This is a genomic window from Paraburkholderia sp. FW306-02-B (assembly GCF_058782725.1).
This window is the reverse complement of the sequence record NZ_JBYSXZ010000002.1, coordinates 1,382,685-1,402,285: the sequence shown is the minus strand read 5'-3', so window position 1 is coordinate 1,402,285 and position 19,601 is coordinate 1,382,685. Positions and strand designations below refer to the sequence as shown.

The window sequence follows — 19,601 nt, the reverse complement described above, 5'->3', positions numbered from 1 at the left end:
GCACGCGAGATCAAGATCAATACCTGCCTAAAGGAAAAGTGTCAGGACTATTTCGAGCGGGGTGAATCGGCATTGGATGACGCTTTGGCTGATGAAATCGCCCTGACCGAATACGAGGGTCGCAGCCGTCCCATAGACAAAGAACTCGTACCACTCCATCGCGTTGCCCGCGACGGAGGCGACGACGATCCTGTTCAGTGCTTTGTCCTTGAGCGCTGTTGTCTCGATTGCAGCTGTCGATGATTGAACGGATGCCATGTTCGCTCTCGCGGAAGGTGTTAGACGTCGCGACCTCGACCGGAGGGCTCCACATGGCAGCCATGTGTCGACGCGTCATTTCGCTGCATCAAATCCGCCGAAAAAGGATACGGATATCAGTGCGGCAAATGAGTTCTAGACCCCGGGTTGGTAAAACATCTCGTAGATCGCGTCCCGCAGCCAGGCGATTCCCGGATCCGCCGAGAATTGCGCGTGCGAATGCACCTGGATCTCGATTGGGGGCAGCGAAAACGGCAATGGCAGAATGCGGAAAGCCTTGTTCCGGTTGAAGCGTTGCGCAATGCTCTTCGGGAAGATCACTGCGAGGTCCGTGTTCGTGACGATTTCGGGCGCGACCACGAAATGCGGCAGCCGCAGCACGATATCCCGCTTGAGATTCAGTTCCTCCAGCCATTGCTCAACCATCCGGTGGCCTGTCGCATTCGTGCTTGCGTACACGTAACGCAAACCGGCGAGATCTTCTTTGGTGGGCTTCAGCTTTCGCAAAGGGTGACCCGCCCGCACCACACAGACGTGCTCGTCGACGAATAGCGTCTTGCTGACGCAGCCCGGATCGAGACCCGGCACATAACCCAGCGCAAGATCGATCTTTCCGCTTCGCATCGCGGCACTCACCGATTCGACCGGGAAGTTGGTGACTTCGATCCGTATGCCGCGCGCAGTCCGGTCGAGCATTGCAAGCAACGGGGGAAGGAAATAGAACTCCGACATGTCGGACATCGACACACGGAAGACGCGCTCGGCCGTTCCGGGGTCGAATTTCGCCAGCTGTTGCACCGCGACGTTGATGATCCCGAAGGCCTGCGTGAGTGGGGGATATAAACGGAGAGCCGCGTCGGTCGGGACCATGCCCGCCGGTGTCCGCACGAACAGCGGGTCTTCGAACAGCGTGCGCAGTCTGCGCAGCGCGTGGCTGACGGCCGATTGCGTCAGGCCCAGTCGATCTCCCGCAGCGGTCAGGCTGCGCAGATCCCATATGGCCATAAACACACGCAGCAGATTCAGATCGGTAACGCCCGGGTTCGACTTTGTCATGACCCTCGATCTCGGCAATGGTACGTCTGACAATTGTTTCGCGTCAGACCGTGGCTTGTTGGTCGCGACGCCGAAATTCGCCGCCCCGACACCCGGTTCACACACCGGCAGCCGGCAGGTGTGCGGCGGCTCAATCGTCTACGTCGCTCGCTTACCTCCTTGTCAGATTACCGTAAATGCTGCGCATTGGGTAATGCGGGGCGCTGCCGCTGTACGGCGGAAATGCATCGAAATCGCGCTTCATCCGGGCGCGCACCGGTGAGGCCAAAGCAGCCGACAGCGCTAACGGATCGTCGAACACAACCTTGTTCCGCTGCATCGCGGTCGCACGTGGACTGGCGAGGCCCGTCCGGTAGTCCACACGGGTATAGATCTCCAGCTCGCGGATGCCGGGCAGTTGCGCCATGAGCGGTGCATGGTGAGTCAAGTAGTGCGCGAGCCAAGCGTTGAGATCCTCCGCTTCGCCTTCGTAGCTGACCAGATAGGTACATCGCTCGGACGATTCGCCGCGCGCTGCGTCGGCATTCGGCGTTGCGAATTTCCGCACTGCCATGACTTGCTGCGCGAACATGCGGCGATCTAAAGCGGTATCGATCGACTCTTCGAGAACAGCTTGAATAGCACCATTGCCTTGAAGCGCCGACTCGAGCAGATCCAGATCGTCGAAGTACCATTGGAGAACGCAGTGTGGATTGTTCACTGGCGCTCTCAGCATGGGATTGCCGCTCGCCGAATCCACAGGGCGATGGATCACGAGCCGCCGCAGCCCGTCTATTGCCTGCGACGCGACCCGTATCGACGCAACGTCAATATCGGCCTGTGCGCCACGTGCGTCGTCACACAGGCCGATAAGAAAGAGACACACGTCCATGTTCACCTCGCAGTACTTGCGCCGGCCGAATGCGTCGCTGATCCCGGTCGCGCAAGGCGGTGAAACTGTCGACCGAAATAGATCAGCCCGTCGCCATCCGCTCGCGTCGAAATATGATCGACGCGCACGAACATGACCGAGTGCGAGCCGACGGTCTTGATGTCGACAATCGCCCCTTCGAGGCTCGCGATAGCCTCTGACAGTACGGGCACCGACGAGCAGCCGCTTTCCCATGCACAATGATCGAAGCGCTCGTCCATCGAGCCCCCTGTCATGCCGGCGAAAGCCCGCGCGAGATCCTGGCACTCCGCCGCCAGGACGTTGATGCAGACATTGCGGTTTTGACGCAGCACGTCGTGTACGTAACTGGTCTGGTTGATGCACACCAGCATCGTCGGCGGAGAATCCGTCACTGAACAGACAGCGCTGGCGGTAATGCCGCAGCGTCCCTGCGGACCGTCCGTCGTGATGATATTGACGGCTGCCGGCAGGCACGCCATCGCATCACGGAAATGCCGTCTGGTTTCGTCACTCGTCATCATGCCTGGCTCCTCTCTCATATGGCGGGGCAAGCATCAGGGGTACGGCGTAACAGGCGGGATGCCGACGAAGAGCGCGCCCGATGCATCGTACGTGCCCTCGCCGAGAAACGCATGTTGTGTCACGACGATCGAGTCGCGGACCAGCCGCTGCAGGCGGCTTTCGCGGTAGATCGCTGCGATGCCAGCCATTTGATAAGCCTGCATCACGACCTCTGCGCAAACCTGAGCCGCATGCGTCGCACTGAGTCGCAGAATGTTGGCCTGGGCAAGCGTGATGGGATCGCCGGCCATGATCGTCTTCCACGCAGCCTCTGCGGATTCGAAGAAGAAAGCTCTCACGCTGCGCCAGTTCGCTTCTGCTTTTGCAAGGCCCGAGCGGTAATACGCACGGTCCGCGAGACGCGGGGCGCCCGTCGTCGTTTGGGTCACGCCGGACATTTCCGCTAGCAGGTCGAGCGCGGCACGCGCCAGTCCGACATTGACCGCGGCGTGCACCTGCGCCTGGTACGCGACGGCGGGATAGCGGTACAACGGCTCGTCGATCAGTGCTTCGCCGCCGCGCATGAATGTCCACTGCGCGTCGACGAACTTGTTCTGCAACCGCAGATCGTGGCTGCCTGTGCCTTGCATGCCGACGACGTCCCAGTTCTCGACGATCTCGACCTCGCTTGCCGGGAATACGGCCGTGAACGGCTTGCCTGCGCTGGCTTCGCTCGAGTTGGCCGGCATTCCGCCGATACCTACGCCGATCCAGTCTGCGCCTTTGCAGCCGCTAGCGAAGCGCCATTGCCCGCTGACCGTGAAACCGCCCGGAGCTTTGGCGGCCTTCTGCAGCGGATAGAGGCCGCCCGCGAAGACCTGATCGGGTCCGGATGCATAGATCTGCGCCTGAGTTTCTACCGGCAGCGACGCAAGATACGTGTTCGCGGATCCGAAAGCGGCAACCCAGGCTGTCGATCCATCGGCGATAGCAAGGCGTTCGAGTGTTTCGAGGAAGTGCGGCGGCGGCAACGCGTCTCCGCCGAACCGACGCGGTGTGCTTGCTCGGAAGATGCCTGCGCGTTTCATCCTGGCGATCATGTCACGCGGAACGTGCGACAACCGGTCGAATTCGTCCCTGCGGCGTTCTATTTCCCCGATCAGGACATCCAGGGTGATTGGACCCGAGCACTCGCGATATTCGGCACGTGGGTCGACAGTCCTGGCTTCGTAGGCATAGGTTGAAGCGCTTGCGCTTTGGAGGCTTTGCATTCTCGATACCTTGATGTATTGATGAAACGATGCGTCTCTTGCTGTTGCGAACGCAGCTTTATTGGACGATGTCTTGAGCGCTCTGCTTTGCGTGAAGCCGGAGCGCCTTCGGGAAGGTCTCAGGAGCCAGGCAGGTAGCCAACACGGTAGTCAGTCCAAGAACGCCGAGATAGATGGCGACGGGTGTCGCGCTACGGTAATGTGCGAGCAGTGCAGTGGCGATCATCGGCGACAGGCCGCCCCCGAGCACCGATGAAATCTCACGGCCAATGCCGAGACCAGAGAAGCGCAGATGAACAGGCAGCAATTCGCTGATGAAAGCGGGTTGAGCGCCCTCGAGTATACCGAGCGTGATGCTGTTTGCGAGGACGAGGGCCGCTATCACTTTCCAGAACTCGCCTGAGCCGAGCAACGCAAAGTACGGGTAGGCGACCAGCACGATCGCAATCGCCCCGACCAGATAAACCGGTTTTCGGCCAACTTTGTCGGTGACGTGTCCCATCACAAGCGAGACCGGAATCATCAGCAACATGGAGACCGTGAGTCCACCGAGGATCCATGACGATTTCAGGCCGATGAATTGACCGTACGCAATCGAGAAGGCGAAGAAGATATACGATGCGCCGCCTTCGCCGAAGCGCAGGCCGAAGACCGTCAGCACCTGACGCGGACAGCGGCGAAGGACTTCGACGATCGGCACGCGGCTGTCCTGACGCTTTGCCTTGACTTCGGCGAACTCCGCGCTTTCGTCGACGGAGCGACGCATCCAGAGTCCGAGCGCGACCAGGGTCGCACTGCAAAGGAACGGTACGCGCCACCCCCAGCTCTGAAAGTCTGCAGGCGATAGCGTCTGGATAAGCAGGAATGCAACGGTGGACAAAACGAAACCGAACGCTGCGCCGCAGGGACTCCATGCCGCCAGTGCACCGCGTTTCGATGCGGGCGCGCTCTCATGGATCAGCAAGATGCTGCCGCTCCATTCTCCGCCGGCTGCAAGACCCTGAAGGATACGTAGCAGCACAAGCATGACTGGCGCCGCGATGCCGGCTTGCTGATACGTCGGCAACAGACCCATGCAGACTGTCGCAGTACCCATCGTCAACAAGGTGAGCATCATGACCGTCTTGCGCCCATAGCGGTCTCCGATGTGGCCACAAAGCACGCCACCGATAGGACGGGCTACGAAGCCGACTGTAAAGCCGCCGAATGCGGCGATCGTTCCCGTCAACGGATCACTTCCCACGGGAAAGAATAATCGGCCGAACACTAATGCAGCGGCCGTGCCGTAAAGAAAGAAGTCGTACCACTCGAGTATCTGCCCGAGGACGGCGGTCGTCACTGCGCGGCGAACCGCACTCGTTGGACGAATAGCGGATGGGGAAGCAAGCGTGGCTAACGCGTCAGGATTCATGGCATTTGGCAAACACGAAGTTGAAGTTCCCGCTTCTCAACAATCCCGATCGGCAGGTGACGATACACATCAGGCAGACATGTCCGAACGATAGGACCCGCGAAAACAGCAGTCAAATTCAGGACAAAAATGAACGGTATGAACCGCTTTCATGTTGACGGCCAGGCCTTAGCTGTTTTGCACATCGAATAAGCCGGGCTTATTTCGCACGCTTATTTTGGCTGATTTGATGGCGCGAATATGTCACCTTGGATTTCCGTCCACGGAGCGGGGCTCCGCGATGTCGAAGTGCCACCTCGTTGTACTAGTACAACATCCCGCAAGTACGTTCAATAATTATCGGGCTGCAAGTAATGCGGCAGGAGCGTAACGACCACCTCGGCCATCTCCTCGAGCGAAGCTGTGCCTGGCAGAGGTTCCCAGCGCCCACTATGGATGCGAAAGGCGGCGCTATATCGATTGCGGCCGAGCTCGGTGAGGCGCGCCACGACGATGGGCTCCTCATCGTCCAGGCGTTTGATCAGCAGGTGACGCCCGTAGCCTTGCGTGACGATCTGCTCGTGGCCGAGCAGCCTGCGCAGTTGACGCTGGAGTTCAGTAGCGTAGTGTTTGGTGGGTAAAGCTGGCATGTCGTCTCTCGATTGCGATGCGCCGGTTTGCAGCGGATAACGGATCGCCCGCGCCCGTACGCTCCGTGATCAGTGTGTAGTGCTCCGGACGGCGATGTTTAGCAAAATTGAAAACGTGTTCCCGGAACGTGTCGCCAAGCGCCAGATCGATATTCGAAAAGATCACCTCATCTTCTTCACTCACCGATTGCGCTGCAATCTCGCCGGACGGCGCTACGATCACCGATCCACCGATCATGTGGAAACCGTCTTCCGCGCCGCACTTCGCCGCCGCGCCGATCCACATGGCGTTCTGATAGGCACTCGCCTGAAGCGTGATCAGGTGCGTATGCATGCGCAGATGAGGCGGTTCGTTCCAGTGAATATTGAGCGACGGCGTGTTGTAGCCGAGCACACCTAGTTCAGCGCTTTGAAGCGACATCACACGCCACGTTTCCGGCCAGCGTCGATCGTTGCAAATGCACATACCAATCTTCGTCGCCATCGTTTCGGTGACAGGAAAACCGAGGTCCCCTACTTCGAAGAACTTCTTCTCCAGATGCTGGAACGGCGCAGCCGTCTTGTGATCCGTGTGACCGGGCAGATGAATCTTCCGGTAGACGCCGAGACACCACGCAAACCATGAGCTACCGCCGGCACCCCGGAAATTACGCGGAAATTCGACCGGCGACCTGCGGAAAGTAAGGCTCGGTGTGCAGCCATGACTGTTTGAACGCGTCCGGATAGGCCGCGAGTTCGTCAGCCTGACGGCCTGCCTGGACGGCGTCGAAGGCCGCCTCGGCGGCCAGCATGCCGGTCTTGATCGCCGCATGGCTGCCCTTGATGCGCGACGCGTTCAGGAAGCCCGCATCGTCACCCACGAGCGCCCCGCCCGGGAACACCAGCTTCGGCAGCGACATCAGGCCACCGGCGGTAATTGCCCGTGCACCGTACGACACCCGCTTGCCGCCTTCGAGGAACGCGGGGATCGACGGATGCGTCTTGTAGCGCTGGAATTCCTCGAACGGCGACAGGTACGGATTCGAATAGCCGAGCCCGACGACAAAGCCCACCATCACCTGGTTGTTGTCGATGTGATAGAGGAACGAGCCGCCATACGTGTCGCTTTCCAGCGGCCAGCCGGCGGTGTGGATCACCAGACCCGGCCTGTGCTTCGCCGGATCGATTTCCCACGGTTCTGTTGCAATAAGGCGATCCGCTATGATGTGCGGAACAACATGAACGGCTGAAAGCTTGATGACGACGTTGAATCCGGCGGTGGCCCGAGTGCTCAAGCGCCTGCATTACCCGCTCGACGTGATCCTGATGTGCGTACGCTGGTACGTTGCCTATCCGCTGAGCCTGCGTCACATTGAAGAGATGGTCGCTGAGCGTGGCATTTGTGTTGATCATTCGACCGTGCATCGCTGGGCGCTCAAGCTGTTGCCGGTGCTGGAGAAGGCGTTCCGCCGCCGCAAGCGGCCAGTCGGGAAGAGCTGGCGAATGGACGAGACGTACATTCGCATCAAGGGCAATGGAGGTATCTCTACCGGGCCGTCGACAAGGAGGGTAACACCATCGACTTCCTGCTAAGCGCCCATCGGGACAAGGCCGCGGCCCGGCGATACTTCGAGAAATCGATCGACCAGAATGGCGTGCCCGAGACTGTGACTATCGACAGGAGCGGCGCCAATCTCGCCGCGCTCGAAGCCATCAATGCTGATCGTGAAGTGCCCATCAAGATCCGCCAGTCCAAATATCTCAACAACCTCGTCGAGCAGGACCATCGGGCGATCAAGCGACGCACACGACCCATGCTGGGGTTCAAGACTTTTCGCTGCGCCCGGATTCTGCTGGGCGGCATCGAAGTCATGCATATGATCGCCAAAGGACAGATGACGTGTGCTCGCGGAACCCATCCGTCCGCCGCCGGTCAATTCTACGAACTGATAACATAAGCAGTACTTCACATATCGATCATCTTTTCTCCGCGAGCCTTACTGCGACAAAACCTTTCCAGGAGCCACATCGGACGCGCAGCTAACCTGAGTCACGTCGTATGTGCACGATCGGCATACCCGCGCTGCAACGGGGTGCGCGACAAGTTGGCCGAAACGCAATGGCATTTCTGCGCGCGCCGGTATGTGTGGACGCGCATGCAGTGTCAGGACACCTCGTCCGGATCGAAATTCTGGCTCCGTTCCGGCATCGGCTACTACCAGTTCGTCGAATTGCACGCCTGGTTCAAGGCAAAGGCGCCGGCGCAGTTGCCGCACATGCGCGAAGGCCAGATCGTGGCCTTGCTGCAAAAGCACGGGGTCAATCTGAAATGGAAAGGGCGTCTCCCGACAAGGCGTCGATCAAAGCCGGACGCTCCTGCGTGAAGAGAGTCCGTGATGATGAAGGCCACCAGCCAAGCTCGCAACCACAACAGCCCAATAAGCGTCCGGCCACAACACTGCCCACGCACGAACATCAAGCGAGGAGGCGCGCGTGACACATCCCCGATCCGATGTTGCAAATATGTTTGTCCTCAACCGATGCCTTCGGCTCCCGCGTCCGCCGTACCAGTTCCCGCAAGAGCGGATGCAGGACTAACATATTTGTAAGAGCAATCGATTGACGGTCTGAAACGAGCGGTCACGATAAGGAGAGGTGTCAAGCGCGGCCACCAACCGTCCTCAGGACTACCCGTGATTTCGCGGCCGATCGCGGTGCCGATCAGATCCCGACGGCATTGTCACGTTGCCTGGGCGGTCGCGTAAGATAGGGCGATGAAGAATGCAAAATCGCTTTATCACGGTCATCGCTTTCCGGCTGCAGTTATCAGCTGCTCGTCAAGCATGTCTTTGTCAAGGCCAGTGCCCGCCTAAACAATCGTGCCGAAAATAGCCATCAGCCTACGCGTGAACGCGAGCGCCGCATGCGTGGCTTCCGCGATCCCAACCGTACGCAGGCGTTCCTGTCGAGCTTCGGTCCGATCCGCCAGCACTTCGCGCTCAAGCGACATTTGCTGCGCGCCTCACTGTATCGAGAACAGCTCGCAGCACGCTTTGCCGCGTGGCGTCGCTTCACTGATCTCACCCAAAATCCGTTCGCTTTCTGAGCAATGCGCGTTCTCTCCGCTATTGCGGCACTAACACCTCAACGTGACAGCGCCCGAGGTAGTCATCCGCATGCTGTCGGGTGGCCTGAATGACTCGCTTTTCGGTGTCATACGCGAGGACATGAAATTCCAGGATGACATGGAGCCCCGTGACCTTGGCTCCACTTTCGGCCCCAATGATTGTCGCCGCCCAAGCTGCCCTGATTACCGGGCCATAAGGCAGGGGTTACCCTTTCTCCGCTTTTTAGGGGCGGGTTGAAGCCGCCCCCGGTACTGCTCGTTGTCATTACCCTACCTGCACCTCGATGCGTCGCGGCTGCGCCTGTTCGATGCGTGGAATGCGTAGCGTTAGAACGCCGTCTTTCAAGCTTGCTTCGATCTTCGAGCCATCCAGTTCGCGACTCAATCTAAAAGCTCGGCGGTAGCGCGGCTCAAGAATTTCGGCGTGAAGCAGTTGCAGACCTTCCGGCACCGCGATGGCAGCCTCTGCTTCAATCAGCAGGTGTTCACCTTCCATCTTGATCTCGAGACGGTCCTTCGAGGCGCCCGGCAGGTCGGCCGTGATGGTAATTCCCGTCTCATCTTCGACGATGTCTACGGGCGGGATCAACGCGGCGGTGGCGCTCTTGGCCGACACCTTTTGCGGTTCACGCGTGGCGACTTGGGTTTCTTCGCTCATGGCAGTCTCCCTTTACTGGACTTCAATCAGGCGAGGCTTGGACGACTCGCGCTTCATCACGGTGACGCGCAGACAACCGTCCGCATATTTTGCCTCGACGCGAGCCGGGTCGGCATCGTCAGGCAGGCTGACGACGCGGCGAAACTTGCCGGCAAACCGTTCGTCCGCATAGACGATTTTGCGCTCGCCGGTGTCCGCAACGGCGGCCGGCCTTTCGCCGCTCAGGATAAGCAGGCCCTTGTCGATGGACACCTGCAGCGCCTGCGGGTCGACGCCCGCCACAAATGCGACCACTTCGATGGCGTCCGCCGTACTCCCGATGTTGATCGGGGGAAATGTACCCCGAGCGCCGGCACGGATACCGGACGAAATGCCAAAGTTTCGAACGACAGCGTCCATCTGCTCCTGGAGCCGCTCGAAGTCCGGAAATACGTCGGAAGAAAACCTCGTGAATGAACCCTTCATGGCTGGATCTCCTTTCATCTATCACCTCGCAGGCGAGTGCGCCCCTCGGCAGCTTCGCCGAAAGGCGACCCAGGGCAGTCACTCGAATTTCACGCTGGACGAGAAGGCGTATGGTGGCCGACCTATGCAATGGATAGATGGGGGCGGGCAAAAAAAATACAAGAGGGCGGATTGTTGAGCGCGCTCGCCACAATGGAACTGAAAGCGGGCAATGCGCCTTGCACTCGATTCCAGGATCAGGAACAGATCAGCGTTTCTCTCGCTCGGCGGTCGCATGCAGTCAGCCCGCTCCGTTTCGGTTCCGGCCATTTTTCTCGTACGCCAGACAAAAAAAGCCGGCGCTTGGCCGGCTTCTGCTGACTGCTCTTCAGCAGCCTCGCGACTGACGCTTATCAGACGCGCTGTCCCGTGGTTTGAGGCGCATTGGGCGTTTGAGATTTATGTTCGGCGCCGTCGTTTGAGCTTCGGCTTGCTTGCGCTTGCCATGCTCAACCTGCTGTGCGCGCCGCTGGATCGATGCCTGGCCTTGTCGCGGTTGTTCTCGGTTTGCTGTCGGTTCGTTACGAACTCCGAATAGTGGCGCCTGTGGATAACTTCCCCGCTATAAATAAAGGAAGAGTCGAAGAACAAACCTTCGCAACACGACGCCCTAGGTGCCAAGAATCAACATGTTGGATGTAGGCGCTTTTTAGTAATGTCGTGTTTCAGCTGCCGCTTACCCGAGAGCAGCTCGTCGAATTCCCTAGCGACCGGCGCAATGACTTCACAGACCCATTGGCCGAGGCCTCCGCACGTCAGCAGGTCGTGCGTCCAGCTACCGACTTTCATCGCCCGGAGAACGTCATTGCCCGGGCCTTTGAACCTGTCGCTTAAATGCTGCAGTTTTTTTCGCGGTTTCGTCCCCTCCCCGATCTCGCCTTTGTAATGGACAAGTTCATTGCGCAACGCTGTCACAATGTCCAGTGACTGGAACGGTTCGATACTTGAATCCCATACTTGGCCGCCGCTTGCAGACGCTATGAGATTCCATTTGTCGCGGGTGCCATAAGACCTTTTCCCATCGTTCAGTGTTCGCCAGAATGCGATAGGAACGTTCGGCTCGCTGCCTGTGTCCGAGGACATTTGCTCGATCAGTTCGTTCAATCGTGCCTCGATAAGGGAGCCGGCAAAAAAATTGTCGCAGTGTTCGCGTGCAAGACTTGATCCGGATCTTCTGCCGACTCTGCCATGCGCGCAAACGCGAGACACCCATCCAACAGGTCGGACGAGATGCAATACATGCCCTTGCCCGCATCAACCCCGGAAAGAATCTTGAATATATGACCCATTGCTGCTCCACAGGTGTCCATATCGGTGGTCGTCGAGACAGTATTTCACCTCGCGTCCGCGCCCGCCCGAATCTAACGGGCGCTTCGATTGGCTGCAGCAGTGAAGCATTCGTCAAATCGAGCCCTGAATGGCTGCCGGTAGGAAAGGCCAAGGTCTGCAAAGGGGTCGGTAACTGACAGAGTCCTCGCGTCGAAAGCGGCCGCCCACGGTCACAGCTACCCCTTTTCCGGGGCCTGGATCTTGCCGGGATTCGCGCCACCCGGCCCCAGCGATGCCACGCTCGCAGCCAACCCGCGCGTCACGGCGGCCATGCGCCCATAGTCGAGCGTCGTTGGGACGTCGTGAGCGGTATGGTAGTGCGGGTTGCGCAGGTAGGCAGTGTCCGTCACCATGGCGGCCGGATAGCCGTGGCGCCAGAACGAAGAATGATCGCTCAACGCGACCCCTGGCACCCACCACGGCAGCGCCGCTGCTTCGAGCGGAAAATTGGACGACGCCTGGAACGCGTCGACGAACCATCGCAATCGGCGCGCCGAGCGAAGATTGGAAACGAAGCCGATAAAGTTGCCGCATGCCGGATAGAAGTAACGCAGCAAAGGCGGATACCTTTGCGTACCCGGCTCGTCCCGGTAGTAACCGAGCATCTCGAGCGCAAGCATCAGGCGAATGCGATCCCCGCGCAGCCGCGCGGCTCTCGCGTACCTCAGACTGCCCATGTCGCCGCGGAAGAAAAACGGCGCTTCCTCGTTCACGAACGCAACGCAGCGCACGGTGTACCGAGGCGAGAGGGCCCGAAGCATGCCCGCGATCTCGAGGAGCGCGGCGACGCCGCTGGCGTTGTCGTCGGCGCCGGGGCTGTTGCGCACGGTGTCGTAATGCGCGCCCAGCACAATGATTTCGTCAGACTCAACGCAGCCTGCGAGCGCAACTTCGATATTGGCACAGGGGACCCCTCGCACCCGATAGTCCTGACGCGTCACTGCACAGCCACACCTCGTCCACTGCTGCACGATATAGTCGGCCGCCGCGTGCAGTGCATCCGGCCGGAACACGTTGCGTTCGCCGATGTCTTCGGCAAGAACCTTCACATGGCGCTCCAACGCCGCAGCCAGGTCAGGGACGTGCGCAGTCAGCATGCGATTCTCTCCACCCGTTCGCGAACGAATACCGCCATTGAAGCACGGAACGGCTACCAGCGAGCGTAACGCCAGCCGCGATTCATATTTCGAATGCGCGCCGCTTCGAGCGGCGACGACAATACTGCCCGCATTGCAATCGGCGAGTCGCATGAGCAGGTCCGGGCCGAACGCCACGGCGGCGCCACCGTGGCGTAAGCGCGGACTGGGCACGGCGCTATACTGTGGGCCCGTTCACCGTACCACAAGGCGGCGTGGCGATACGTCGTAACGGCGTTCCTGTATGGCGCTTGACGAATGTGACCACTTGCCGGCGCAAGGCCCGAAAATTGGCTGATCACGATCTGAAAAGGCTGAGAATCGACCGACCGTCGGTCGGCACCGTCCCGCGGCGGCGGCGCAACTGGATCCGTTACGCGGTCATCGCGCTCATCATCGCCGCGGTGCTCGGCGTGGCCGCCAGGCTGGCCGGTCCGCAGGCGGTCGAAACGGCAACCGTGACATCCGCTTACCCGTCGCAGAGCTACACGCTGCTCAACGCCACGGGTTACGTCGTGCCGCAGCGCAAGGCCGCGGTTGCATCGAAGGCGCAGGGCCGCCTCGAGTGGCTCGGGGTGCTGGAGGGCACTCACGTGAAAAAAGGCGAGGTGATCGCCCGGCTCGAAAGCGCGGATGTCGAGGCAGCGCGGGCTCAGGCGTTGGCGCAAGTGACAGTGGCGCAGGCGAATCTTGAACTGCAGGTTGCCGAGCTGAAGAACGCCGAAGCCAATCTGCGCCGCTCCGCGATACTCGCGCCCAAGGGGGCTATCCCGGCAACGCAATACGATGCCGATCTCGCCCGCTACGACAAAGCCAAGGCGTCGATCAACAACAGCAAGGCCGCCATCTTGTCGGCGCAGGCCAACGCCCGTGCCGCTCAAGTCGCTGTCGATCAGACCGCGATTCGTGCGCCATTCGATGGCGTGGTGATCGAAAAGCATGCGAACGTGGGCGACAACATCACCCCCTTTTCGCAGGCATCCGACAGCAAGGGGGCGGTCGTGACGATCGCCGACATGGAAACGCTTGAAGTCGAAGCGGATGTGGCGGAGTCCAACATAGCCGGAATCAATGTGGATCAGCCGTGCGAGATCCAGCTCGACGCGCTGCCCTATCTACGACTGGCGGGCCGGGTCTCGCGCATCGTGCCCACGGTGGACCGCTCGAAAGCGACCGTGCTGGTCAAAGTGCGTTTCGTGGACCGCGATGCGCGTGTGCTTCCCGACATGAGCGCAAAGATTGCGTTCCTCGCGAGACCGGTTCCGCCGCAGGAAAAGCAGCCCGTTGTCGCGGTGCAGCCCGCCGCGATCGTCGAGCGCGACGGCAAGAAAGTGGTCTACGTGGTCAAGGACGACACGGTGCGGGAGGTCGCGGTCACGACGGGCGCCAGGATCGGCGAGCTCGTCGCGGTCAATGGCGTGAACCCGGGCGACACGCTCGTACTGGCTCCGAACGAGAAGATCACGGACGGCGCCAAAGTAACTTTGGCGAAGAAATAGCGTGAGTACCGCACCGCTCGTCGAAATTAGCCACGTCGCGAAATCCTACCGACGCGGAGTCCAGACCGTGCCAGTCCTGGCCGACATCACGCTCGGGATCGGCAAGGGCGACTTCGTCGCACTGATGGGCCCGTCGGGATCGGGCAAGAGCACGCTGCTCAATCTGATTGCCGGCATCGACAGGCCGGATAGCGGCGAGCTGCGCGTCGGTGGGCTCGACATCACGCGACTTCCGGAAGCGGCGCTGGCCGAATGGCGCGCGGCCAACGTCGGCTTCATTTTTCAGTTCTACAACCTGATGCCCGTGCTCACCGCTTTCGAAAACATCGAGCTGCCGCTGATGTTGACTCATTTGACCCGCAGAGAGCGGCATGAGCGCGTTGGGCTGGTGCTCGACATGGTGAACCTGACCGACCGCATGCACCATTACCCTTTCGAGCTGTCCGGCGGCCAGCAGCAGCGCGTCGCCATCGCTCGCGCGCTGATCACCGATCCAACGCTGATCGTGGCAGACGAACCGACCGGCGACCTGGACCGTGCGTCAGCGGAGGAAGTTCTTTCGATGATGCAACGGCTCAACACGGAGTTCGGCAAAACCATCATCATGGTGACTCACGACGCTCACGCTGCCGGCGCGGCGAAGGCGCTCGTGCATCTGGAGAAGGGGGAGCTGAGCGATGGCAAGATCCGTTGAACGGGGTTGTGGTGCTGCGCCATGTACCTGCTGAAGCTGATCGCGAGAAACGCGCTGCGACACAAGCTGCGCACCATTCTGACCGTGGTGGGGCTGACCATCGCGGTGCTCGCCTACGGGTTGCTGCACACGGTGGTGGACGCCTGGTATGCGGGGGCCGCCGCGGCCTCGAATGCACGGCTCGTGACACGCAACACCATCTCGCTCGTCTTCCCCTTGCCTCTGAGCTATGAGAACCGTATTCGAGGCGTCGACGGGGTGACACTCGTGGCTCGTTCCAACTGGTTCGGGGGTATCTATCGAGAGCCCAGGAACTTCTTTGCGCAGTTCGCGGTATCGAACAACTATCTCGACCTGTACCCGGAGTTGGTCCTGCCGGCGCAGCAGCGCTCCGACTACCTGCGCGACCGCAAGGGGTGCCTCGTGGGACGGCAGCTCGCGAGCCAGTTCGGATTCAAGGTAGGTGACGTGATTCCGATCAAAGGCACGATCTACCCCGGCACCTGGGAATTCGTCGTTCGCGGCATTCTGGACGGACGGGACGAAACGACGATTACGCGTCAGTTGCTGTTCCACTGGGAATACCTGAATGAAACCGTGCGCAAGACGACACCCCGGCAGGCGGATCAAGTCGGTGTCTACGTCCTGGGCGTCTCGAACCCCGATGATGCTGCGGCGATCTCGCGCAGCGTGGATAGCGTCTTCAAGAATTCCCTTGCTGAAACCCTCACCGAAACCGAGCAGGCATTTCAGCTTGGCTTTGTGGCCATGTCGAATCAGATCATTGCGGCGATCCGCGTCGTGTCGTATGTGGTGATCGTGATCATCATGGCGGTGATGGCCAATGCAATGGCCATGAGTGCGCGCGAGCGTACGGTCGAGTACGCAACGCTAAAGGCGCTCGGCTTCGGGCCCACGTTTCTGGCGTTGCTGGTTTTCGGGGAGTCGATCGCGATCTGCGCGATCGGCGGCAGCCTCGGCATTCTCGCCACGCCGCCGGCGGCGAGCTTTTTCAAGCAAGCCACCGGCGGCGTGTTCCCGGTTTTCAACGTATCCGTCGAAACGATCGAGCTGCAGGCAGCATGCGCGCTCGCCGTCGGATTCGCCGCCGCCATCGTACCGGCGCTGCACGCGGCGCGGGTTCGTATTGTCGAAGGCCTGCGGGCAATCGGTTAGAGGCGCCTGTGGCGATTCCGCTCGCTTACATCGCACGCAACCTGTGGACACGCCGGCTGACCACGATGCTCACGGCCGGCGGGCTGGCGCTGGTCGTGTTCGTGTTCGCCACGGTGCTGATGCTCGACGCGGGCCTCAAGAAGACACTCGTGTCCACCGGTGAACACGACAACGTGGTGGTGATCCGCAAGGGTGCGGAAACCGAGGTGCAGAGCGCGATCGACCGCAACCAGGCAAGCATCATGGAAATGCATCCGTCGGTGGCCATGGGCGCCGACGGGCGGCCACTGGCGTCGAAAGAAGCCGTGGTGCTCATCTCGCTCGTGAAGAGCGGCTCGAACAAACCGTCGAACGTGGTCATTCGCGGGGTCTCGCCGACGGGCCTGGGCTTGCGTCCACAGGTGAAGTTGGTGGCGGGACGCATGTTCAAAGCCGGGTCGTCCGAGATCATGGTCGGCAGCAGCGTTGCGAAGGGCTTCAGCGGGACGCAGATCGGCGAGCATTTGCGTTTTGCCCAGCGCGACTGGACCGTCGTCGGAACCTTTGACGCGGGCGGCAGCGGCTTCGACTCGGAAATCTGGGGCGATGTGGATCAGCTGATGCAGTCGTTTCGCCGCACCAGTTACTCGTCGATGGTGGTGCGCCTCGCGCAGACCCATCTCTTCGACCGTTTCAAGGCGGACATCGATGTCGACCCACGGCTTGCCGACGAGGCTAAACGCGAACAGGCGTTCTATAGCGATCAATCGAAGGCGCTATCGACGTTCATCAACATTCTGGGCTTTACGCTATCGATGATTTTTTCAATCGCTGCGATGATCGGCGCGATGATCACGATGTATGCGTCGGTGGCCAACCGGGTTACGGAAATCGGTACCTTGCGCGCACTGGGTTTCAAACGCGTCAACGTGCTTGCCGCGTTTCTCGTCGAGGCCATGCTGCTCGGCCTCGTGGGGGGTGCGGCCGGGCTTGGCTGCGCGGCGTTGATGCAGTTCGCCTCATTTTCCACCACCAACTTCCAGACCTTTGCCGACCTTTCGTTCCGCTTCATTCTCACCCCGGCAATCGTGGTGAAAACGCTTGCGTTCTCGGTAGCAATGGGTCTCATCGGCGGGTTTCTTCCTGCGATGCGTGCAGCGCGCATGAACATCGTCGATGCGCTGCGTGCACGCTGAAGGCAGGCGGCCCCTGCAGCCGGCTCATGCCGCCGTCACCATGACCTGGTGCCGCGTGACGAATGGTTCCTCCGCACGCCGCAAGCCCGGTCCAACCAGGCACCTCCACGAGAGGTTCGTCACGCTGCGGTGCACACCTGAACGTGCGCCTCACAGCCATGGCGTTGACGCTTGCGCTAACCTGGAAACGTCGAGCGTTCAATATGGGAGGCCGATAGTGTGGTGATAGCGCCGGGCTGCCGTCAGGATGCACAAAGCTCAAGGAGCGCCTTGCCGTCCGCCACCGGTGCGGCGCACGTGCGGTTTCGGCACACGTAGGCCGTAGGGCGGCCCTTGACCGGGCGGCGCCCCCGGCCGATCGGCACGTCTTCGGCAAAGGCCAGCACGCGTGCGGGGAGGTATGCGCGGTGAACACTTGTGACCAGCGCGGCGGCGCCCGATTTGTCGCCCGCAAAGATGATCTGGAGCGGGCTGCGTTGTGCGAAGTCCCACGCGGCAAGGAGGTGCGCGAAGCCGGCTGGTGCCTTGGCGGCTGCGGCCTCGTATCTCCGGAATTCGTGCTCGGCGCGGTCACGGTAGAGATCATTGCCGGTGAGCTCATACAGGCGCAAAAACGCAAACACGCTCGTTGAGATGCCCGACGGCCACGCGTTGTCGTACGGCGCGCGCGGCCTGTGCACCAATGGCTCGCCGTCACACGGCGTGAAATACAGCCCGTCCTCCCAGAACTTGTCGAGGGTGAGTGCCGCGAGTTCGATGGCACGCTCGAGGTAGCGCTTATCGAAGCATGACTCGTACAGGTCGAGCAGCGCATTGGACAGGAAGGCGTAGTCCTCGAGAAACCCCGGCACCTTGGCTCTCCCGTCGTTCCAGGCACGGTACACGCCGCCGTCGGGCAGGGTCAGCTCGCTCTGGATGAAATCGGCGGCACGCTGTGCTGCGCTGAGATACTCGATGCAGCCCGTCGCCTGAAAAGCGGCACAGAGCCCTTCGATCATCAGACCATTCCAGCCGGTGAGAATGTTGTCGTCCCGCGCCGGGCGCACGCGTCGGCCGCGCGCCGCAAGCAACCGCTCGCGCCAGCCCGCCAGACGCGCTGCTTGCAGCGCATCCAGCTTGACCGCACGGTGGAGCACCGTAGCACCGTGTTCGAAGTTGCCGTGTTCTGTCACACCGTAGGCCTGGCACGCCATTGCACCGTCGGAATCACCAAGGACTGCCTCGATCCCGGCGGCGGTCCAGACATAGAATTTGCCCTCCTGTCCTTCGCTGTCGGCATCTTCGCCGGCATAAAAGCCGCCACCGGGGTGCGTCATCTCGCGCAGGACATAGGCGATGGCTTCCTCCACGACGCGGCGCCAGGCCTGCTTGCCGGTCAGCCGGTAGGCGTCCGCGTACAGCTTCACGAGCTGGCCGTTGTCATAGAGCATTTTCTCGAAGTGCGGCACGGCCCAACGCGCGTCGACACTGTAGCGGGCAAATCCACCGCCGAGCTGGTCGTAGATGCCGCCGGCCGCCATGTGGTCGAGCGTGCGTTCCACCGCGTCAAGCAGCGTGGGCTCGCCACTTCGATGATAGACGCGCAGCAGGAGGTCATAGCAGCTCGGGTTGGGAAACTTGGGGGCGCCGCCCAGCCCGCCATGGACCGGGTCAGTGTTCCGTGCCAAGGCGCGGGCTGCCTCTGCCGGCAGATCTCCGATGCCGGCGGCTGCGCCGTCCAGATTCGCTTGATCGAGCTGTCGGAACCCCTCCTGAAACTGCGCAATGGTGTCGCGCAGCGCCTCTCGCCGATGCCGCCAGGCTTCGCTCAGACTCATCAGCACGCGCACGAGCCCGGCGCGGCCATAGCGATCGTCCGGCGGAAAGTAGGTGCCGCCGAAAAACGGCTCTCCCTGCGGCGTGAGGAACACGGTCAGCGGCCAGCCGCCTCCTAGTCCCATCATCTGGCTGACTTGCTGGTAGATGTCATCGATGTCGGGACGCTCCTGCCGATCGACCTTGATGCTAATGTAGCGCTCGTTCATCAGGCTGGCGATACGCGGATTCTCGAAGGATTCGTGCGCCATGACGTGACACCAGTGGCACGCGGCGTAGCCCACGGAGAGCAGGATCGGCTTGTCTTCCTCGCGGGCGCGGCGAAATGCCTCTTCGCTCCATGGATACCAGTCCACCGGGTTCTCGGCGTGTTGCTGGAGGTAAGAGGAGGTTTCGGCGGCGAGGCGGTTTGTCATGGCGGTCTCCAGCCGGGCTTACGCGCCGGTCGTCTTGATAAATGTCGCGCAGAGCCGTGCGCTGTGCAAGTGCGC

Annotated in this window: 17 protein-coding genes and 4 pseudogenes; 7 read left to right on the top strand and 14 right to left on the bottom strand. The window is 60.9% G+C overall.

Translation table 11 applies throughout. From position 1 onward, the window contains the following. Positions 1-105 precede the first annotated feature (105 nt). The 9 genes and pseudogenes from AC3WOG_RS27425 to AC3WOG_RS27385 form a co-directional block, all read right to left on the bottom strand. Positions 106-258, bottom strand: a pseudogene (locus AC3WOG_RS27425) (MFS transporter); the annotation flags it as partial. A gap of 135 nt (positions 259-393) precedes the next feature. Then, positions 394-1,314, bottom strand: a complete 921-nt coding sequence (locus tag AC3WOG_RS27420; protein ID WP_492580994.1) for a LysR family transcriptional regulator — start codon at positions 1,312-1,314, stop codon at positions 394-396. 151 nt (positions 1,315-1,465) lie between these two features. After that, positions 1,466-2,185, bottom strand: a complete 720-nt coding sequence (locus AC3WOG_RS27415; RefSeq protein WP_492580993.1) for an EthD family reductase — start codon at positions 2,183-2,185, stop codon at positions 1,466-1,468. 2 nt (positions 2,186-2,187) lie between these two features. Then, complete coding sequence (gene hpaC / locus AC3WOG_RS27410; protein ID WP_492582465.1) at positions 2,188-2,724, bottom strand: 4-hydroxyphenylacetate 3-monooxygenase, reductase component; 537 nt, start codon at positions 2,722-2,724, stop codon at positions 2,188-2,190. A 36-nt stretch (positions 2,725-2,760) separates the two neighbouring features. Continuing rightward, positions 2,761-3,978: an acyl-CoA dehydrogenase family protein gene (locus AC3WOG_RS27405; protein WP_492580992.1), complete on the bottom strand. Its 1,218-nt coding sequence runs from the start codon at positions 3,976-3,978 to the stop codon at positions 2,761-2,763. A 58-nt stretch (positions 3,979-4,036) separates the two neighbouring features. Continuing rightward, entirely contained in the window at positions 4,037-5,389 is a 1,353-nt protein-coding gene (locus AC3WOG_RS27400) for an MFS transporter (protein WP_492580991.1), read from the bottom strand. Positions 5,390-5,718: 329 nt separating this feature from the next. After that, entirely contained in the window at positions 5,719-6,018 is a 300-nt protein-coding gene (locus AC3WOG_RS27395; RefSeq protein ID WP_492580990.1) for a hypothetical protein, read from the bottom strand. Next, positions 5,984-6,625 (bottom strand): annotated as a pseudogene (locus tag AC3WOG_RS27390) (nitrilase-related carbon-nitrogen hydrolase); the annotation flags it as partial. The pseudogene AC3WOG_RS27390 and the gene AC3WOG_RS27395, both read right to left, overlap by 35 nt. Positions 6,626-6,698: 73 nt before the next feature. Further along, positions 6,699-7,196 (bottom strand): annotated as a pseudogene (locus AC3WOG_RS27385) (NAD(P)/FAD-dependent oxidoreductase); the annotation flags it as partial. Between the two features lie 58 nt (positions 7,197-7,254). Here AC3WOG_RS27385 and AC3WOG_RS27380 point away from each other — a divergent pair. From AC3WOG_RS27380 to AC3WOG_RS27370, 3 genes and pseudogenes are all read left to right on the top strand, one after another. Continuing rightward, a protein-coding gene (locus AC3WOG_RS27380; protein ID WP_492580989.1) for an IS6 family transposase occupies positions 7,255-7,955 on the top strand; the annotation gives its coding sequence in 2 pieces (ribosomal slippage) (positions 7,255-7,531 and positions 7,531-7,955; 702 coding nt in all). Positions 7,956-8,090: 135 nt separating this feature from the next. Further along, on the top strand, positions 8,091-8,381 hold the full coding sequence (locus AC3WOG_RS27375) for a hypothetical protein (protein WP_492580988.1): 291 nt from the start codon (positions 8,091-8,093) through the stop codon (positions 8,379-8,381). A gap of 452 nt (positions 8,382-8,833) precedes the next feature. After that, positions 8,834-9,103: pseudogene (locus AC3WOG_RS27370) on the top strand (IS6 family transposase); the annotation flags it as partial. 286 nt (positions 9,104-9,389) lie between these two features. Here the strand turns inward: AC3WOG_RS27370 and AC3WOG_RS27365 are convergent. The 4 genes from AC3WOG_RS27365 to AC3WOG_RS27350 form a co-directional block, all read right to left on the bottom strand. Then, on the bottom strand, positions 9,390-9,782 hold the full coding sequence (locus AC3WOG_RS27365) for an Hsp20/alpha crystallin family protein (RefSeq protein ID WP_492580987.1): 393 nt from the start codon (positions 9,780-9,782) through the stop codon (positions 9,390-9,392). Between the two features lie 12 nt (positions 9,783-9,794). Then, entirely contained in the window at positions 9,795-10,247 is a 453-nt protein-coding gene (locus AC3WOG_RS27360) for an Hsp20/alpha crystallin family protein (RefSeq protein WP_492580986.1), read from the bottom strand. A gap of 663 nt (positions 10,248-10,910) precedes the next feature. Next, positions 10,911-11,390, bottom strand: a complete 480-nt coding sequence (locus tag AC3WOG_RS27355) for a hypothetical protein (RefSeq protein WP_492580985.1) — start codon at positions 11,388-11,390, stop codon at positions 10,911-10,913. Positions 11,391-11,791: 401 nt separating this feature from the next. Then, positions 11,792-12,712: a M28 family peptidase gene (locus AC3WOG_RS27350; protein ID WP_492580984.1), complete on the bottom strand. Its 921-nt coding sequence runs from the start codon at positions 12,710-12,712 to the stop codon at positions 11,792-11,794. Positions 12,713-13,041: 329 nt separating this feature from the next. Here AC3WOG_RS27350 and AC3WOG_RS27345 point away from each other — a divergent pair, with 329 nt between their 5' ends. The 4 genes from AC3WOG_RS27345 to AC3WOG_RS27330 are packed head-to-tail and all read left to right on the top strand — an operon-like array spanning position 13,042 to position 17,295. Then, a complete protein-coding gene (locus AC3WOG_RS27345; RefSeq protein ID WP_492580983.1) occupies positions 13,042-14,250 on the top strand; it encodes an efflux RND transporter periplasmic adaptor subunit in 1,209 nt (402 codons plus the stop codon). 1 nt (position 14,251) lies between these two features. Further along, a complete protein-coding gene (locus AC3WOG_RS27340) occupies positions 14,252-14,944 on the top strand; it encodes an ABC transporter ATP-binding protein (protein ID WP_492580982.1) in 693 nt (230 codons plus the stop codon). Positions 14,945-14,965: 21 nt separating this feature from the next. Continuing rightward, a complete protein-coding gene (locus tag AC3WOG_RS27335) occupies positions 14,966-16,120 on the top strand; it encodes an ABC transporter permease (RefSeq protein ID WP_492580981.1) in 1,155 nt (384 codons plus the stop codon). 8 nt (positions 16,121-16,128) lie between these two features. Further along, positions 16,129-17,295: an ABC transporter permease gene (locus tag AC3WOG_RS27330; RefSeq protein WP_492580980.1), complete on the top strand. Its 1,167-nt coding sequence runs from the start codon at positions 16,129-16,131 to the stop codon at positions 17,293-17,295. A gap of 242 nt (positions 17,296-17,537) precedes the next feature. On the opposite strand, the gene AC3WOG_RS27325 is transcribed toward AC3WOG_RS27330, so the two are convergent. Further along, positions 17,538-19,526, bottom strand: a complete 1,989-nt coding sequence (locus tag AC3WOG_RS27325) for a thioredoxin domain-containing protein (protein ID WP_492580979.1) — start codon at positions 19,524-19,526, stop codon at positions 17,538-17,540. Positions 19,527-19,601: the final 75 nt, after the last annotated feature.

Bases quoted from the DNA above. Each gene is read 5' to 3' on its own strand.
- AC3WOG_RS27420 (WP_492580994.1), bottom strand. From the start codon at position 1,314: ATGACAAAGTCGAACCCGGGCGTTACCGATCTGAATCTGCTGCGTGTG.
- AC3WOG_RS27415 (WP_492580993.1), bottom strand. From the start codon at position 2,185: ATGGACGTGTGTCTCTTTCTTATCGGCCTGTGTGACGACGCACGTGGC.
- hpaC (WP_492582465.1), bottom strand. From the start codon at position 2,724: ATGACGAGTGACGAAACCAGACGGCATTTCCGTGATGCGATGGCGTGC.
- AC3WOG_RS27405 (WP_492580992.1), bottom strand. From the start codon at position 3,978: ATGCAAAGCCTCCAAAGCGCAAGCGCTTCAACCTATGCCTACGAAGCC.
- AC3WOG_RS27400 (WP_492580991.1), bottom strand. From the start codon at position 5,389: ATGAATCCTGACGCGTTAGCCACGCTTGCTTCCCCATCCGCTATTCGT.
- AC3WOG_RS27395 (WP_492580990.1), bottom strand. From the start codon at position 6,018: ATGCCAGCTTTACCCACCAAACACTACGCTACTGAACTCCAGCGTCAA.
- AC3WOG_RS27365 (WP_492580987.1), bottom strand. From the start codon at position 9,782: ATGAGCGAAGAAACCCAAGTCGCCACGCGTGAACCGCAAAAGGTGTCG.
- AC3WOG_RS27360 (WP_492580986.1), bottom strand. From the start codon at position 10,247: ATGAAGGGTTCATTCACGAGGTTTTCTTCCGACGTATTTCCGGACTTC.
- AC3WOG_RS27350 (WP_492580984.1), bottom strand. From the start codon at position 12,712: ATGCTGACTGCGCACGTCCCTGACCTGGCTGCGGCGTTGGAGCGCCAT.
- AC3WOG_RS27335 (WP_492580981.1), top strand. From the start codon at position 14,966: ATGTACCTGCTGAAGCTGATCGCGAGAAACGCGCTGCGACACAAGCTG.
- AC3WOG_RS27325 (WP_492580979.1), bottom strand. From the start codon at position 19,526: ATGACAAACCGCCTCGCCGCCGAAACCTCCTCTTACCTCCAGCAACAC.